At 34.8% G+C, this 17,535-nt stretch carries 16 protein-coding genes; 10 read left to right on the plus strand and 6 right to left on the minus strand.

The genetic code is table 11. The features are described from left to right. The first annotated feature begins 194 nt into the window (after positions 1-194). On the plus strand, positions 195-1,196 hold the full coding sequence (locus AP058_RS12480) for an NAD-dependent epimerase/dehydratase family protein (protein WP_066311349.1): 1,002 nt from the start codon (positions 195-197) through the stop codon (positions 1,194-1,196). Here the strand turns inward: AP058_RS12480 and AP058_RS12485 are convergent. Genes AP058_RS12485 through AP058_RS12495 form a run of 3 tightly spaced genes read right to left on the minus strand, consistent with a single transcriptional unit; the run spans position 1,186 to position 3,761 of the window. Beyond that, positions 1,186-1,677: a DUF4296 domain-containing protein gene (locus AP058_RS12485; RefSeq protein WP_066311352.1), complete on the minus strand. Its 492-nt coding sequence runs from the start codon at positions 1,675-1,677 to the stop codon at positions 1,186-1,188. The genes AP058_RS12480 and AP058_RS12485 overlap by 11 nt on opposite strands. 9 nt (positions 1,678-1,686) lie before the next feature. Further along, positions 1,687-3,027, minus strand: coding sequence for a dihydroorotase (locus AP058_RS12490; RefSeq protein ID WP_066311355.1), 1,341 nt, complete (start codon positions 3,025-3,027; stop codon positions 1,687-1,689). Between the two features lie 8 nt (positions 3,028-3,035). Continuing rightward, positions 3,036-3,761: a polyprenol monophosphomannose synthase gene (locus tag AP058_RS12495; RefSeq protein WP_066311362.1), complete on the minus strand. Its 726-nt coding sequence runs from the start codon at positions 3,759-3,761 to the stop codon at positions 3,036-3,038. A gap of 189 nt (positions 3,762-3,950) precedes the next feature. On the opposite strand from AP058_RS12495, the gene AP058_RS12500 reads away from it, so the two are divergent. Continuing rightward, on the plus strand, positions 3,951-4,619 hold the full coding sequence (locus tag AP058_RS12500; protein ID WP_066311370.1) for a DUF4271 domain-containing protein: 669 nt from the start codon (positions 3,951-3,953) through the stop codon (positions 4,617-4,619). Between the two features lie 13 nt (positions 4,620-4,632). Beyond that, entirely contained in the window at positions 4,633-5,382 is a 750-nt protein-coding gene (locus AP058_RS12505; protein WP_066311376.1) for a uroporphyrinogen-III synthase, read from the plus strand. Between the two features lie 433 nt (positions 5,383-5,815). Here the strand turns inward: AP058_RS12505 and AP058_RS12510 are convergent, their stop codons facing one another. Together AP058_RS12510 and leuS are read right to left on the minus strand one after the other, a co-directional pair. Then, positions 5,816-6,502: a zinc metallopeptidase gene (locus tag AP058_RS12510; RefSeq protein ID WP_066311380.1), complete on the minus strand. Its 687-nt coding sequence runs from the start codon at positions 6,500-6,502 to the stop codon at positions 5,816-5,818. A gap of 293 nt (positions 6,503-6,795) precedes the next feature. Continuing rightward, positions 6,796-9,657: a leucine--tRNA ligase gene (gene leuS, locus AP058_RS12515; RefSeq protein WP_066311386.1), complete on the minus strand. Its 2,862-nt coding sequence runs from the start codon at positions 9,655-9,657 to the stop codon at positions 6,796-6,798. A gap of 288 nt (positions 9,658-9,945) precedes the next feature. Between leuS and AP058_RS12520 the strand changes: the two genes are divergently transcribed. From AP058_RS12520 to truB, 4 genes are all read left to right on the plus strand, one after another. Beyond that, entirely contained in the window at positions 9,946-10,821 is an 876-nt protein-coding gene (locus AP058_RS12520; protein WP_066311388.1) for an ABC transporter permease, read from the plus strand. Positions 10,822-10,884: 63 nt separating this feature from the next. Beyond that, the gene (locus tag AP058_RS12525) at positions 10,885-11,145 is read left to right on the plus strand and encodes a DUF3098 domain-containing protein (RefSeq protein WP_066311390.1); all 261 of its coding nucleotides are present in this window, start codon (positions 10,885-10,887) and stop codon (positions 11,143-11,145) included. Between the two features lie 71 nt (positions 11,146-11,216). Next, complete coding sequence (locus AP058_RS12530; RefSeq protein WP_066311395.1) at positions 11,217-12,035, plus strand: undecaprenyl-diphosphate phosphatase; 819 nt, start codon at positions 11,217-11,219, stop codon at positions 12,033-12,035. Further along, a complete protein-coding gene (truB, locus tag AP058_RS12535; RefSeq protein WP_066311396.1) occupies positions 12,035-12,733 on the plus strand; it encodes a tRNA pseudouridine(55) synthase TruB in 699 nt (232 codons plus the stop codon). Before AP058_RS12530 ends, truB begins: the two co-directional genes overlap by 1 nt. A 74-nt stretch (positions 12,734-12,807) precedes the next feature. Here truB and AP058_RS12540 read toward each other — a convergent pair whose 3' ends face one another. Continuing rightward, positions 12,808-13,419 carry a thioredoxin family protein gene (locus AP058_RS12540; RefSeq protein WP_066311398.1) on the minus strand — a complete coding sequence of 204 codons (612 nt, stop codon included), beginning with the start codon at positions 13,417-13,419 and terminating at the stop codon, positions 12,808-12,810. A gap of 164 nt (positions 13,420-13,583) precedes the next feature. Between AP058_RS12540 and pyrH the strand changes: the two genes are divergently transcribed. From pyrH to AP058_RS12555, 3 genes are all read left to right on the plus strand, one after another. Next, on the plus strand, positions 13,584-14,291 hold the full coding sequence (pyrH, locus tag AP058_RS12545) for a UMP kinase (RefSeq protein WP_066311400.1): 708 nt from the start codon (positions 13,584-13,586) through the stop codon (positions 14,289-14,291). Positions 14,292-14,355: 64 nt separating this feature from the next. Next, positions 14,356-14,919: a ribosome recycling factor gene (frr, locus tag AP058_RS12550; protein ID WP_066313408.1), complete on the plus strand. Its 564-nt coding sequence runs from the start codon at positions 14,356-14,358 to the stop codon at positions 14,917-14,919. Positions 14,920-15,037: 118 nt separating this feature from the next. Then, on the plus strand, positions 15,038-17,533 hold the full coding sequence (locus AP058_RS12555) for a DUF5686 family protein (protein WP_066313410.1): 2,496 nt from the start codon (positions 15,038-15,040) through the stop codon (positions 17,531-17,533). Positions 17,534-17,535: the final 2 nt, after the last annotated feature.

The following is a 17,535-nucleotide window of genomic DNA, read 5'->3' on the forward strand; positions in this document are numbered from 1 at the left end:
TCTAAAGATTCAAAGTCCCAAAGTAGCAAAGGTTTAAAAAAGTGCTACCGTAAACAGAATATTGAACGAACCTAAAGTGCTCAATTGCTTGTCTGAGCCTTTACAAACCTCAACCTTACAATCGCTGAACCATTCTAAAATATTAAGAACAAAAAATGATAGCGAAATACAACATTCTATTTTATCTTTACTGAATGATTTTAATAACAGGAGCCACAGGTTTAGTAGGCGCACATTTGGCTTTACATTTAATTGAAAAGGGAAATACGGTTCGTGCAATTTACCGTGACGCTCAGTCGATTGACAAGACAAAAGCGTATTTTGACTTTTACCAAAAAGGTGATTTAATCGATAAGCTAGAATGGATTCAAGGTGATATTTTAGATGTTCCTTCCTTAGAAACTGTTTTTGTCGGAATTGATTTTGTCTATCATTGCGCCGCTTTTATTTCTTTTGATCCAAATGATGAAGAAAAAATCAGGAAAACTAACATTGAAGGTACGGCTAACATTGTAAATTTTTGTATTGCCAAAAACATTCAAAAATTATGTTTTTTAAGTTCGATTGCGGCCCTAGGTGATATCGCTCCGCATGAAGAAAGTATTTCTGAAACAACAGATTGGAATCCTGAAAAACCGCACAGCGATTACGCAATATCAAAATATGGCGCAGAAATGGAAGTTTGGCGCGGACATCAAGAAGGTTTAGATGTACTGGTTTTGAATCCTGGCGTTATCATGGGACCTTATATTAAAACAACTAAAATGCAGCAAGGAAGTGCCACTTTATACCATCGTGTTGCCAATGGTTTGTCTTTTTATACTTTAGGTCGAACTGGTTTTATAACCATAAATGATGTTGTTACTATTGCCATTGAGTTGATGGAAAGCGATGTTAAAAACGAAGGATTCTCTTTAGTGGCCGAAAATATAGTTTTTAGAGAAATACTAGATGCCATCGCTAGAAGCTTGGGAGTCAAGAAACCGCGCATTCACGCCGATGCTTCTCTCATGAATATTTTGTGGAGAATTGATTGGCTGCTTTCTAAAATCACCAATAAAAAGCCTCAAATAAGTAAGGCTGGCGCAAAAGCATCGTACTCAAAAAATTTGTATTCGAATGCAAAGATTAAAAGAACCTTAGATTATAAATTCGAAAATGTTATTGCGTACATTTCAGAAAAAGCTATTCGATAGCACGCAGTTTATGACGTGTTTTTTTAATGCTTTTATTGATTGAATCTTCATTGACTTTTACTGCAGGAAGGGCTTCTGCTTTTTCCTGCTTCTTAGCTTTTTTCGTATTTTCCCTAATCGAATCTTTTTTTCGATCGGCAATAATACGTTTGTTTACAATACTGTCTTGTGTTTTAATTCGGTTTTGAACCTCTGTAAACATGTCCTTGTATTGGCTAAAATGCGAAGCATAATACATGTTGTTTTGCGCAAATTGCAAGCTGTCAATTTTATATTTTTTGTAGATGTATTTTGGTGTATTCACTTGATTAGAGTCCACAACATAAGGATATTGATACTTTATGGCTTCTAGCAAAGCCATATCATACAAAATATTTGTCATGATTTTTTTATCAATCAATTTTTCTGGTTTTGCGACAACTTCCTCTTTGCAACTAACCATCAAAAGCACCATTGAAACAACTACTAAAATTTTCTTCATTATAACAATTTAACGATCAAACAATAAACGTACTCCAGCTCGAATATCTTTTACTTTAAAAGAATTGTAAACCAATTTACCATTTACAAAAGTGTGTGTCACTCTAGATTTAAAGGTGTATCCCTCGAAAGGAGACCACCCACATTTGGCTAATATATTCTCCGACTTAACACTCCAAGGCATTCCTGCATTTACGATTACCAAATCGGCGAAATATCCTTTTCGTATAAATCCTCTTTTTTCTATCTTAAAAATTTTAGCTGGATTGTGTGCCGTTTTTTCGACAATTTTCTCCACACTAATTTTCCCTTTATGGTGCGCCTCAAATAGTGCAACTACTGCATGTTGCACTAGCGGACCACCAGAAGGTGCTTTTAGATAATTTTGTTTTTTCTCTTCCTTCGTGTGTGGTGCATGGTCTGTCGCAATAACATCAATGCGATCGTCTAACAAAGCTTCCCACAATGCATCGCGATCTGCAGCTGTTTTTACTGCTGGATTCCATTTAATATAATTTCCCTTGGTTGCGTAATCGTCATTGGTAAACCACAAATGGTGTACACAAACTTCGGATGTAATTTTCTTTTCTTCTAACGGAATTTTATTGGTAAACAATTCCATTTCACGAGCGGTAGAAAGATGAAAGATATGTAAGCGTGCTCCAGTCTTTTTTGCAAGCGCAACCGCCTTTGAAGAAGACAAATAACATGCTTCTGCACTTCGGATCAAATGATGCGCCGTTACCGGAATATCATCTCCATATTCTTCTTTGTACTTTGTTAAGTTTTCTTGTATGGTAGTTTCATCTTCGCAATGAACAGCAATTAACATTTTGGTACTCGAAAATATTTTTTCTAAAGTAGTTTCATCATCCACCAACATATTTCCTGTCGATGAACCCAGAAATATTTTAATACCAGCTACATTTTTGGGATTTGTTTTTAAAACTTCCTCTAAATTATCGTTGGTCGCACCCATCATAAATGAATAATTCGCGTACGAATTATTGGCTGCAATTTTATATTTTTCTTCTAAAATTTCTTGAGTAACTGCATTAGGCACCGTATTAGGCTGCTCTATAAACGAAGTAATTCCGCCAGCAACAGCTGCTCTAGATTCTGATTCAATGTCTCCTTTATGCGTCAAACCTGGCTCTCTAAAATGCACCTGGTCGTCTATCATACCTGGAATCAGGTAATTTCCTTCGGCATCAATTATCGTACAATCAGATGATTTAGCACTTATGCTTTCGGAAATATCTACAATTAAGTCATTCTCAATTAGCAAATCACCTTCAAAAATTGTCCCTTCGTTTACTATTTTAGCATTCTTAATTAAGATTCTACTCATTTTATTATTTATAAAGTATTAAAAACTTTTCTTATTCGCAGTGCAATTACACCAAAAATGGCTTCTTTAATAATGGCATTACTCATTTTTGAAACCCCTCTTGTTCGATCGGTAAAAATAATCGGAACTTCGGTGATCTTAAACTTTCCGCAAAAAGTTCTGTATTTCATTTCGATTTGAAACGCGTAACCTACAAACTTTATTTTATCTAAGTCGATCGTTTCTAGAACTTCTCTTTTAAAACAAACAAAACCAGCGGTCGCATCGTGAATTTGCATCCCAGTAATAAATTTGACGTAGACAGAGGCGAAATAAGACAACAAAACACGGCTTAAAGGCCAGTTGACTACGTTTACACCCGTTACATAACGAGAACCAATTGCTAAATCGGCGCCACCAAAGTGACACGCATCGTACAACTTTTCTAAATCGTTTGGATTGTGAGAAAAGTCGGCGTCCATTTCGAAAATAAACTGATAGTCTCTTTGTAAGGCCCACTTAAATCCATGAACGTAAGCGGTTCCTAAACCTGCTTTTTTTGTGCGGTTTTCTATAAACAATCGTTCTCCAAATTCGCTTTGCAATTGCTCCACTTTTTTGGCCGTTTTATCGGGAGAATTGTCGTCGACAACAAGTATATGAAAAGATTTGTGCTGAGAAAGCACTGCCCTTATTATACTTTCTATATTTTCAATTTCGTTATAGGTTGGAATTATAACAACAGAATCATTCATGTTTTTTGAGTAATTGCAAAGCAAAAGTAAACTTTTTATAGCATTTGATTGATATCAAGGTACTATTTGTTTTAAAAGGAACACCGACGCAGTCTTGTAACGCCATATTATGTTATTTTAAGAATATATGTTTGATAATACAGTTATAATAAAAGTATTGAACCAAAAAATTACTAATTTTGCCGCATTATGATGGAAGAACTTCAATTACGAATCACCGAAAACAAAGACTGGGCAACTGTTTTGTTTGTGGTTGCTTTTGCTATTATCGCCATAACAAAGTCTGTTTACGAGAATCGTTTTAATGATTTTTCTAGGTTAATATTTTCAGATAAATATGCCAAAATTTATCGCGACAGCAGTCATCTAAAAAGTAGCTTTACCGCTTCATTGTTTTTTGTACAAATAATTTCGTTCGCTTTTTTTATTCTGCTTACCCTAAATATATTTGGATATGCATCAAAAACTGACTGGCTGCTTTACATCCAAATTATTACTTTCTTATTCTTTTTTATTGTTTCTAAATATTTAGTCGAAAAAATAATAGCCACTTCCTTTAATATGGAAGAGTTTATTGAGCAATTCAATCTTCAAAAAGTCACGTATCGAACCTATATCGGAATTTTGTTACTGCCGATTAATGCGATTTTGTTCTATTATGATGGATTTTCTACTAATGTTCCGTTAATAATTATGATAGTTGCTTTGACAATTAGCATGGTTGCTTATATTATTTCAATAAAAACCTATCAAAATGCAATTATCGGTAAGTTGTTTTATTTTATTTTGTATCTTTGCGCACTTGAAATAGCTCCTTATTATTTCATGTATTATTTGTTTACAAAGGGCAATATTTAGAAAATATTATTATATGAAAGTGAAAACAATTTTGGTATCTCAGCCGGAACCTAAAGTAGAAAACTCTCCTTACTTTGAGCTACAATTAAAGCATAAGATAAAAATTGATTTTAGACCTTTTATCCATGTCGAAGGAGTAAACGCAAAGGAAATCCGTCTTCAAAAGATAGATCTTAATAATTACACTGCGATCATTTTGACAAGCAGAAACGCAGTGGACCACTTTTTTAGAGTGGCTGAAGAAATGCGTTATAAAATTCCAGAAACGTTAAAATATTTTTGTCAGTCGGAAGCTGTCGCATTTTATTTGCAAAAATATGTGGTGTACAGAAAACGTAAAATTTATGTTGGAGCAAAAGATTTTGCCGATTTGTCTCCACTTATCAAAAAATACAAAGACGAAAAATTCTTATTACCCGCTTCAGATCAACTGAATGCAGATGCACCTATTACCTTAGATAATTTAAAAGTAGATTGGACTCAAGCTATTTTTTATAAAACTGTAATGAGTGATTTATCTGATTTGGCAGATGTTTATTATGATGTGTTGGCTTTTTTCAGTCCAACTGGAATTAAATCATTGTACAAAAACTTCCCTGATTTTAAACAAAACGAAACTAGAATTGCAGTTTTTGGAACTTCAACTCAAAAAGAAGCATTAGAGCACGGTTTGCGAATTGACATCATGGCGCCAACGCCAGGAAATCCATCTATGACAATGGCATTAGAAAAATATATAGTGGAAGCAAATAAAGGAAAATAATTTTTTTGCTCAACCAAAATAATAAAGCTGCAAGATTTGCAGCTTTTTTTATGCAGAAATATTACTAATTCGCCCACATTTGATAATCAATTAGATGTTTGTAGCAATCGACGTTGGCAAACAAAATAATGCGATATTTATGAAAGCTGCTAGAAATCCCATCCGGCTAATTACTAATAAAATCGACATTTCAGAAGCGATAATTCATCAATAACGATCTAAAAAGATTAAATTGAAGTATTTTGGGTTCTAAACTCACCGTAAACTATACACTTTTACTCTTTAATAGTATTGTTTTTAAAAGCATCTATTTGGATAAAGTTGCACGACATCCTCCAGCATTAAAAGAGCTCACAAAAGTAAAACCACAAATAAAAAAGCCAGCGTGATTTTAAATGTCATTCTGGCTTTCGTGTGTTTTAAAAATATCTAATTAATTTCTTCTTCCCCCCATATAAATAGAGACGTAATACAACAAAGTACCAATAGAACCAATTGCCGCTACGACATACGTTCGTGCAGCCCACTTTAGCGAATCTTTGGCGCCAGCGTGTTCTTGTGGCGTTAACATTCTTTTATTTTCTAGCCATGCCAATGCACGATTACTCGCATCATATTCTACCGGCAACGTTACTATTGTAAACAATGTTGTTGCCGAAAATAGTACAATGCCGAATAACAACAGTTCTGGAAAAGCGTTCATCAATAAGATTCCGGCCAATAAAATCCATTGCATAAAGCTTGACGCCACATTTACCACTGGCACTAATTTCGAACGCATCGTTAACCATTCGTAACCCACCGCATGTTGCACAGCATGACCACACTCGTGAGCCGCAACCGCTGCCGCAGCTGCGTTTCTTTGACTGTAGACCGCCTCACTTAAATTTACCGTTTTATCTGTTGGATTGTAATGATCGGTTAACCTTCCTGGCGTGGATATTACTCGAACATCTCTAATTCCGTTATCAGCCAACATTTTTTCAGCGATTTCTGCGCCCGTCATATTATTTTGCAAATGCATTTTCGAATAAAATTCGAATTTACTTTTTAGCCTTGAACTCACTAACCAACTAAAAAGCATGATTATACCCGCAAGTATTAAATAGCTACTTCCCATATTTTAAATTTTTAAAATTCTATTTCTGTTACTCATTTAAAAGAGCAAATTGTGAACCAAAGTATAAAAATGTCATATTGACATTCGTTAAAAAGCAATTACAACAGCAATCAAAGAATAACCAAAAGTGTCTAAATACATACAGTAAACATCTCCGCAAAAGATAGTTATACAGAAACAAAAAAATCCAAATGCCAACAACAATTGGAATCTGGATTTTTATCTATATATAGAATGACATCAACTAAAATTAATCATTCACAATCAATAATTTATAATTAGTGATTAGTGATTTATCCAACCAAGTTGATGATTTTTCCTGGAACAATTATCACTTTGTTTGGCGTTTTGCCATCCAATTGTTTTAGCGTTCTTTCGTCTTTCATAACGATTTCCTCAATTTGCTCTTTGGTTAAATCCAAAGGTAATTTTAGCGTGAAACGCATTTTTCCGTTGAATGAAACTGGATATTCTTTTTCTGATTCTACCAAATATTTGGCTTCAAAAACCGGAAAAGGAACTGTAGCAATCGAACCTTCATACCCTAATAACGACCATAATTCCTCAGCGATGTGTGGCGCATAAGGCGAAATTACGATTGCCAACGGTTCTAAAATGGCACGAGAATGACAGTTCTGAGCAGACAATTCGTTTACACAAATCATAAATTGTGAAACTGAGGTATTGAAAGAAAAATTCTCAATGTCATCGACAACTTTTTTGATGGTTTTGTGTAACGATTTTAAATTGTCTTTGTTTGGTTCTTCATCAGTTATAATTAAATTATTTTCATCAAAATACAAACGCCATAATTTTTTCAAGAAACCAAAAACACCTGAAATTCCAGCGGTATTCCAAGGTTTCGCTTGTTCCAAAGGACCAAGAAACATTTCGTACAAACGCAACGTATCCGCTCCGTACTCAGTGCAAATATCATCCGGAGTAACTACATTGTATTTGGATTTGGACATTTTTTCTACCTCGCGACCAACGATGTATTTTCCGTTTTCATCCAAAATAAATTCTGCATTTTTATACTCTTCTCTCCAAGCTTTGAATTTTTCCACATCTAATTCATCTGAAGCATTGACCATCGAAACGTCTGCGTGGATTGGCTGAACATTTTGACCTTCTATTTTATTTTTAGATATAAAAGAATTAGTTCCTTCTAGTCTATAAACAAAAGCACTAGTTCCCAAAATCATTCCTTGATTGATCAGTTTTTTGAAGGGTTCTTCGGTTGGTGCAAAACCTTTGTCTTTTAAAAATTTATTCCAAAAACGCGCATACAATAAGTGACCAGTGGCATGTTCATTTCCTCCAATATATAAATCGACACTTTCCCAATATTTTAGGGCTTCCGCCGAAGCAAATTCGGTTTCGTTATTGGCGTCCATATAACGCATCCAGTACCAAGAACTACCAGCCCAACCCGGCATAGTATTTAATTCTAAAGGAAAAATACATTTATTATCTACTAAATCTGTTGCAACTACTTTATTATTCACCGTATCCCAAGCCCAAACTGTTGCATTTCCTAAAGGAGGCAAACCTTCTTCGGTAGGCAAATAATTGGCTACTTCTGGCAAAATAATAGGCAAATGTTGGGCATCAATCATTTTGGGTAAACCATTTACATAATACACCGGGAAAGGTTCTCCCCAATATCTTTGGCGAGAAAAAACAGCATCACGCAATCGGTAATTGGTTTTTCCTGTTCCTTGTCCAATAGCCTCCAACTCAGCAATAGCTTTGTGAGTCGCTTCTTTATAACCCATACCGTCTAAGAAATCAGATTCTACTAATTTAAAGCCATCTTTCGATCCAAACGCGGATTGTGAAATGTCTTGATCAAAAATATTCTTGATCGCTGGCATTCCCTTTTGTCCGTTAAAGAAATTGGCAAAAGCATAGTCGCGCTCGTCACCACAAGGAACCGCCATAACCGCCCCTGTTCCGTAACCCGCTAATACGTAATCACCAATCCAAACCGGAATTGGTTCTTTTGTAAAGGGATGTACCGCATATCCTCCTGTAAACACTCCCGAGATCGTTTTAACATCTGCCATGCGCTCTCTTTCAGAACGTTTCGCCGTTTTTTCGATGTAGGCATCAACTGCTGCTATTTGCTCTGCAGTTGTAATTTGAGAAACTAATTCGTGTTCTGGCGCTAAAGTCATAAATGTAACTCCAAAGATAGTGTCGGGACGCGTAGTAAAAACTGAAATAGTCCCATCTAAATTTTGCAAACTAAAATCTACCGAAGCTCCAACTGATTTTCCAATCCAATTTCGCTGGCTTTCTTTGATGCTTTCGCTCCAGTCGATATCGTTCAGTCCTTGCAGTAAACGTTCCGCATAAGCCGAAATGCGCATGCTCCATTGTGTCATTTTTTTACGAATAACTGGATAACCGCCACGTTCTGAAACGCCATTTACAATTTCGTCATTGGCTAAAACCGTTCCTAATCCTGGACACCAGTTGACTTCGGTTTCTGCCAAATACGTTAATCTGTATTTTAATAAAATCTTTTCTTGCTCTTCTTCCGAATAAGCATTCCACTCTTCGGCTGTGAAAATTGCTACCTGATCATCGCAAACTGCCTCTACCAGCACATTTCCTTCTTCCGCAAAAACTTTGACAAGTTCTGTTACATCAAAAGCTTTATTTTGTTTTTTGCAATACCACGAGTTGAACAATTGAATAAAAATCCATTGGGTGTGTTTGTAATAATCTGGATTAGAAGTGCGCACTTCTCTGCTCCAATCAAAAGAAAATCCAATTTTGTCCAATTGCTTTCTGTAGCCTGCAATTTGATTGCCTTCTTTATCCACACCACCGTCAATATTTACACGCGTCGTGTCTTCTGGTCTTTGTCCGGTTTGAATGGCATATTGTTCCGCTGGCAAACCAAAACTGTCATAACCCATTGGGTGCAACACATTAAAACCTTGGTGTCTTTTGAATCTCGAATACACATCTGAGGCAATATAACCTAACGGATGTCCAACATGCAACCCTGCTCCAGAAGGATAAGGAAACATATCTAGTACATAATGCTTGGGTTTGTCTGAATTGTTTAGTGCTGCAAAAGTTTTGTTTTCTGCCCAATATTGTTGCCACTTGGCTTCTATTTCGTTCGGATTGTATTTCATCTTTAAGGTACTGAGTTGCAAAGTGAGAAAGCGTTGAAGATTTGCTCACTATAAATTATAAAAATGCAAATTTACATTTATTGTACGTGCTACAAAAACAATTCGTCTATTATGGTTTTAATTGCAGTGATCTAATCTCTATTTTACTTGAAAATTGCTTTGATTTTTAAAAAAGAGCTACAATTCCTTCTTAAATTCAACTTTAAGCACTAAAGTCAAAACTTTGACCGTTATTAGCTTCATATAAAGAAATTCTTTATTATTTTTACGTCAAAATTCAGATAAACTATGAGTTCTTCTTTTGATAAATTTCAAAAACGCAGGTTAATTTCCTCTTATTTTTCAGTTGTACTTAGTGTATTTCTGGTTTTATTTCTATTGGGTGTTTTAGGATTATTCGTTATTAATTCTAAAAAATTAGCCGATGATTTTAAAGAAAAAATTGCAATGACGGTTTTCTTTGACAACGACGCCAACGATAGTATTGTAAAAGCTTTTGACGCCGACTTAAAAAAAGTGCCGTATGCAAAAAGCTATGTTTATGTTTCTAAAGACCAAGCTGCCAAACAGCACACTGATATTATTGGAGAAGATTTTTTGACTTTCCTAGGAGAAAATCCATTGCAAAACTCTTATGACATTCATTTAAAAGCCGATTATGTTGAAAAAGACAGCATCGCTAAAATCGAAAAAAGTCTTCGCAAAAACGCTATGATTTCGGATATTGTTTACGATAAACAATTGGTTAATTTGGTTAATGACAACATTAAAAGAGTAAGTTTCTGGATTTTAATTATCAGTGGTTTTTTAACCGTAATTGCTGTTTTATTAATTAATAGTTCCCTTAGACTATCCATACATTCTAACCGATTTATCATTAAAACCATGCAAATGGTAGGTGCGACAAAATCTTTTATCCGAAGACCTTTTGTAATGCGAAGTGTAAAATTAGGAATGATTGGTGCTGGCTTAGCCATATTGGCATTGATTGGTGTATTGATTTACTTAGATACCAATTTCCCAAGTTTAGGCATTCTTGATGACAAGGTTTTAATTGCATTTGTATTATTAACCGTTTTAGGAGTCGGAATTTTGATTACTTGGTTGAGTACGCACTTTGCAACACAACGTTTCTTGAACTTGAGAACAGACGATTTATATTAACACTAAGCATAAACAGCTAGCAATCTTATTTTTTTGATTGATAGTTCACAAATATTCAACACAATGAAAGACAAACAAACCAATCAAGAATTTCTTTTTGATAAAGTAAATTATAAAATTCTTTTAATCGGAATTGGCGTAATTGCTTTAGGTTTTATTTTAATGAGTGGCGGCGGAAGCGATGATCCAAATGTTTTTAATGAAGCCATTTTTAACTTTAGAAGAATTAGATTGGCACCAACCGCCGTTTTAATTGGTTTTGGAATTACCATTTATGCCATTCTTAAAAACCCCAACAAAAAAGTAAATAGTACAAACATCTAGCAGCTTCTTTTTTAAAAGTGCCACTATATTTACTACCTATTAAAAAATACTGATCACTGATCATTTGATAAATGAATACAATACAAGCCATCATTCTTGCTATTATGGAAGGATTGACCGAATTTTTGCCGATTTCATCGACCGCTCACATGGGCTTTACTGCGGCTCTTTTGGGAATGGAAGAATCAGAATTTTTAAAAATGTTTCAAGTTTCAATACAGTTTGGAGCTATTCTAGCCATTGTCGTTTTGTATTGGAAAAAATTCTTTGATTTTAAAAACTTTGATTTTTATATCAAATTAGCTTGTGCTGTTGTACCTGCGCTGGTTTTGGGCTATCTTTTTGACGATAAAATTGAAGCCGTTTTAGGCAACCAAATCGCCATATCGACAGTTTTAATTTTAGGCGGAATTGTGCTTTTATTTGTAGACAATTGGTTTAAAAACCCTCGAATTCACGACGAAAAAGAAATCAGTATTAAAAAAGCAGTGATCATTGGTTTCTGGCAATGTTTGGCCATGATGCCCGGAACATCTCGTTCTGCAGCCTCAATTATTGGCGGAATGACACAAGGCTTAAGCCGAAGAGCAGCAGCCGAATTCTCTTTCTTTCTAGCAGTTCCAACCATGTTGGCCGTAACCGTATATTCTGTTTTTGTAAAAACTTGGGGCAAAGGAACCGCAACCGAAATGAAAGGGTATGAAATGATCTTACAAGATGAAAGCCATATCTATTTATTTATCATTGGAAATATTATTGCTTTTATCATTGCCCTACTGGCAGTAAAAACTTTTATAAATGTATTGGCAAAATACGGATTTAAATTTTGGGGTTGGTATCGAATAATCATTGGAATCGCATTGTTAATTTATTTTTATTCAACTAAATAATGGAGCCATTAACAATAGAAGAATACCAAGAAGGACAAATTTTTCTGGTAGATAAACCCCTAAAATGGAGTTCTTTTCAAGCGGTAAATAAATTAAAGTACGCTTTAATTAACAAAATCGGACTTCCCAAAAAGTTTAAAATCGGTCATGCAGGCACTTTAGATCCTTTAGCGACTGGCTTATTGCTTATTTGTACGGGAAAATTCACTAAAAGAATTACCGAATTGCAAGGACAAGCCAAAGAATATACCGGAACCATTTGTGTTGGAGGAACAACGCCATCTTATGATCTGGAAACTGAAATTGATCAAACTTTTGCAATTGATCACATTACTGAAGCGTTAATTAACGAAACCATTCCACAGTTTTTAGGCGAAATTGATCAAAAACCACCTATATATTCGGCAATTAAAAAAGATGGAGTTCGTTTGTATGAACACGCTCGCGCGGGTCAAGAAATAGAAATTGCATCCCGAAAAACGACGATCAACGAATTTGAAATTACCCGAATTGAGTTGCCCGAAATTGACTTTAGAGTCGTTTGTAGCAAAGGTACTTACATTCGCTCGTTGGCCTTTGATTTTGGAAAAGCATTGCAATCTGGCGCACATTTAACAGCTTTGCGCCGAACGAAAATTGGTGACTACAATGTAAAAGATGCCATTGATGTTGAAGCATTTGAAAAAAGTTTAGCTTAAAAATCACAATATAAAAACCCATTACAAAACGTATGTTTCGCAATGGGTTTTATTTTTTCTAAGAAATACTATTCTTACTTCTGATCTACGTAATTCATGATCTCCATAATTTCTGCTTGGGTACTTAGACCTTTGTCGTGTAAATACCACAATTGCAAGTCCGATTTTGCCGTTTCATCAACGACTCCAAATTCCTTTTTATAATCACTGATTAATTTTACGGCACCTGCAGGACGCGGACCCCAATGATTTTCGACCAATGATGTTTCCTTATTTATTACAATTAACTTCGGAATTGCTTTTCCGTTATTAGTCAAAAAATAATTCATTAACTCTGGATTTTCATCTCTTAAAACGATTCGTAAATCTATTTTTTTAGAATCAATTTCAGCCATTTTATGCATAATTGGCAACAATTGCGCTGCATCACCACACCATCCTTCAGAGATTACCAACCAAATATAATCGTGTTTTAAATCTTCGATTCCGCTTTTGACTTCGTCAGCGATCACAATTGTTTTCTCCAAACGACTCATTCTTTTTTCATTTAAAGTCGCATAGTTTACTAAATCTTCCGATTGTTCATCACCTGTTACTTTACCTTCAGTCAATAAGTCGCTTACCAATTTTCTATATTCTTCGTACGAATGACTCGCAAACAAGGATTTAGCTACAGTACTATTCATAATAATTTTATTTTTTAATGTCTTACAAACTTAAATATACTAAAAAGAATTCAAAATGACTTTTATCACACAAAGCAATTCTAACAAGAATAATTAATTTTAGTAAAGATTATTTTAAAAAATTAGAATATGTCTATATTTGCACAAACAAACGCGACAAACAAATGAAATACAAAAGAATTCTTCTAAAATTAAGCGGTGAGGCCTTGATGGGTGATTTACAATATGGTATTGATCCTAAGAGATTGGGCGAATATGCAGATGAAATCAAAAAGATTCACGATAAAGGAGTGGAAATTGCGATTGTAATTGGTGGAGGAAATATTTTTAGAGGTGTTTCTGGCGTAAGTTCTGGAATGGACAGAGTGCAAGGTGATTATATGGGAATGTTAGCCACTGTTATTAATGGTATGGCATTGCAAGGTGCTCTTGAAAACAAAGGAATGTTAACTCGTTTGCAAACTGCACTTAAGATTGAAGCAATTGCTGAACCTTATATTAAAAGAAGAGCCGTTCGCCATTTGGAGAAAAACAGAATTGTAATTTTTGGTGCAGGAACGGGAAACCCGTACTTTACTACTGATACAGCTGCTGTTTTAAGAGGTATCGAAATTAATGCTGATGTTATTTTAAAAGGAACCAGAGTCGATGGTATTTACGATTGTGATCCAGAAAAAAATGCAAATGCCATTAAATACGAGACTATTTCTTTTCAAGATGTATTGCAAAAAGGACTAAACGTAATGGATAGTACTGCATTTACATTGAGTCAAGAAAACAAATTACCAATTGTCGTTTTTGATATGAATAAAACAGACAACTTAATAAAAATTTGCGAAGGCGAAAATATTGGAACTGTAGTTAATATATAAGTCTCCCAAAAACAGTTGACGTTTGCACAACTGAATACGGAGATTGAAACCAAAAACTAAAAAAATGAACGAAGAAATAAATTTTATATTAGAGAGTACCCAAGAATCTATGAGTGATTCGGTTGCGCATTTAGAGAAAGCTTTTTTAAATATTCGTGCAGGAAAAGCTTCTCCAGCCATGCTTGGAAGCGTTTTTGTTGATTATTATGGGTCTGCAACACCGTTGAGCCAAGTAGCAAAGATTAGCGTTCCTGATGCAAGAACAATAACGTTGCAGCCTTTTGAAAAAAATATGTTGCATACAATCGAAAAAGCGATCATGATTGCCAATTTGGGCTTTAACCCAATGAACAATGGTGATGTAGTTATTATAAGTGTACCGCCATTGACAGAGGAACGTCGTAGAGATTTAGCTAAACAAGCTAAAGTTGAAGCGGAAGATGCAAAAATTAGCATTCGCAATGCTCGTAAAGATGCCAACTCTGATATTAAAAAATTAGAAAAAGACGGAACTTCAGAAGATGCATGCAAAGGCGCAGAAGAAGAAGTACAAACGTTAACCAACTCTTTTATTAAAAAAATTGACGAAGTTTTAGTTCTTAAAGAAGCAGAAATAATGAAAGTGTAATTCACTTTTAATTCATATCCATCCGTCTTGTTGTTTTTTTATGCAAGACGGATTTTTTTATTGCTACTTTTGTGCTACCCAATCTGGCTTGCCGCAAATTATTACACCGCTTCTCGTCATGAAATTATATTTGTTTTTACTGCTTCTTTTATCGCTTGGCACTCAAGCGCAAATGCAAGTAAACGGAATTGTAACCAACAAAAAACAGCAACCACTACCTTTTGCGACCATTAGCACTGATAATAATCTAACGACAATTACTGACGTCGATGGTAAATTTAGTATTGCTTCTAATGCTTTGGTCAATTCCTTGTCGGTGACTTATATTGGTTACGAATTAAAAACGATTCCCGTTCGAGGCGATAAGATTTTTTACACCATTATTTTAAAGCAAGAAACGGCATCACTAAAAGCAGTTGTGGTATCGAATGAAAATCCTGCTTTAAACATTATTCGCAAGACTATTGCGGCGAAGCGCAACACCAATCCGCAAAACAGATGGACGACTTTTAAATATAAAAATTACAACAAACTTATTGTTACTGCTAATCCAGATTCTATCAGAGGCTATATTGACACGACTACCACGCACCGAAATACGAGCAGAGAACGAATTGAGATTGACTCTGCTAATTATAAATTCAAAGAATTAATTAGCAAGCAACATTTATTTCAAACTGAAAAAGTTTCGCAGTTTGACTTTTCCAACAACAAACTAAAACAAACCGTATTAGGAATTAAAATGGCTGGTTTTAAGCAACCTATATACGAGATAATGGGCTTTAATTTACAGTCGTTATCGATTTATGATCCTAAGTACGAACTGTTCGAAACCAAATACAACAGTCCGATTTCAGTCGATGCTTTGCACGATTACAACTATAAAATACTGGACACCATAAAAATTAAAGGCAGACCAACTTTTATGGTTTATTTTAAAAATAAAAAGAAAAGTCGTGCTAATGGTTTAGAAGGTGCACTTTATATTGATACCGAAAACTACGGAATAGCACAAGCTTTAATGCGAATTAGAGGAGTTTTAGACATCAGCGGTAGACATGAATTTGAATACCTCGAAAATGAGAAAATTTGGTTTCCGCAAAGCACTACCTTTAAAATTGTAAAAGGCAAGAATGACGACGATATTAAAATACTAGGCGGAACGATTCAATTTGAAGGAGATACCGAAAAAGATTTTAAAACTCGCAAAAAACAAGCCACCGATTTTACGTATGTTCTTTCGCAAAGCAACACATTTGATCTAGAATACAATGTGCCTGTTAGGATCCAGAGGCCGGCTATTGCAATGGAACTAACCGAAGCAGCCATTACGAGAGAAGAATCCTTTTGGAAAAAATACCGCAAAGACAGTTTGGATATTCGAAGTCAGAAAAGCTATGTTTTGCTGGATAGCATTTCAATTGCCAAACGAATTGAAAGTCGTTTAAAATTTGGGCGAAAAGTAATTGATGGTTATTTACCTCTCGGAATATTTGATTTTGATTTGCGAAAATTAATCAGTTACAATAATTATGAAGGTTTTCGTTTTGGAATAGGAGGAGTTACCAACGATCATCTGTCTAAAAATTTCCGCATCGAGGGCTACAGCGCTTATGGAACCAAAGATGGTGTTTTTAAATACAATATAGGAAGCGGTTTTAGGGTTGGGAAATTAACCAATTCGTGGCTCAATGCATCCTACACCGATGATGTTCGAGAAATTGCAAGTACGGTTTATGCTGTTGACAAACGTGTTTTTAAACTATATGATCCACGACCGATCAACATTAGTACTTTTTACCATTATGTGAGCTACAAAGCAAATTTTCAGACTAGAATAATTCCAAAAACCGAAGCTTTGTTAGAGTTTTCTCGATCGTATATTGAACCAAAGTTTGATTACTTATATAATTTAAACGGCCAATTATACTCTGATTATGTCATGACGACCGCCATGCTTTCTATTGCCTGGAATCCGTTTAGTGAATACATGCAAACACCAACGGGAAGAATGGAATCTGAAAAAAGGTATCCTAAATTCACTTTGCAATACACGCAAGCCTTACCTAATGTTTTACAAAATGATTTTCTTTTTGGTAAAATCGATTTTAAAACTGAAGTAGAAAAAAAATACTTAAACGGACAAAAATCGAGTGCTTTACTGCAATTGGGTTATGCATACGGAAACGTTCCTCTTACCCATTTATACAATACGGGTCCGAATAATTTAACTAAAGAAACTATTTTTGAACGCATCACTTTTGCAGGTCGAAATAGTTTTGAAACCATGTATTTCAATGAATTTTTCTCTACAGAATACGCAATGCTGCAGCTAAAACATGGTTTTAATCGAATTACTTTATTAAGTGTATTAAAGCCTTCTTTAGTTTTAGTTACCCGAATGGCTTGGGGAGATCTTCAAAAACCAGAGCAACATGTTGGTCCAACTTATAAAACATTAAACAACGGTTTTTTTGAATCTGGCATCGAGTTAAACCAAATTTACAAAGGTTTTGGTTTGAGTGGTTTTTATCGATATGGCCCAAACGGCTTAGCTAAAATACAAGATAATATTGCAGTAAAACTCTCTTTCCGGCTAGATCTTGGTTTGTAATT

Origin of the sequence: Flavobacterium sp. TAB 87 (assembly GCF_001529295.1) — a bacterium.
Taxonomy (GTDB): Bacteria; Bacteroidota; Bacteroidia; order Flavobacteriales; family Flavobacteriaceae; genus Flavobacterium.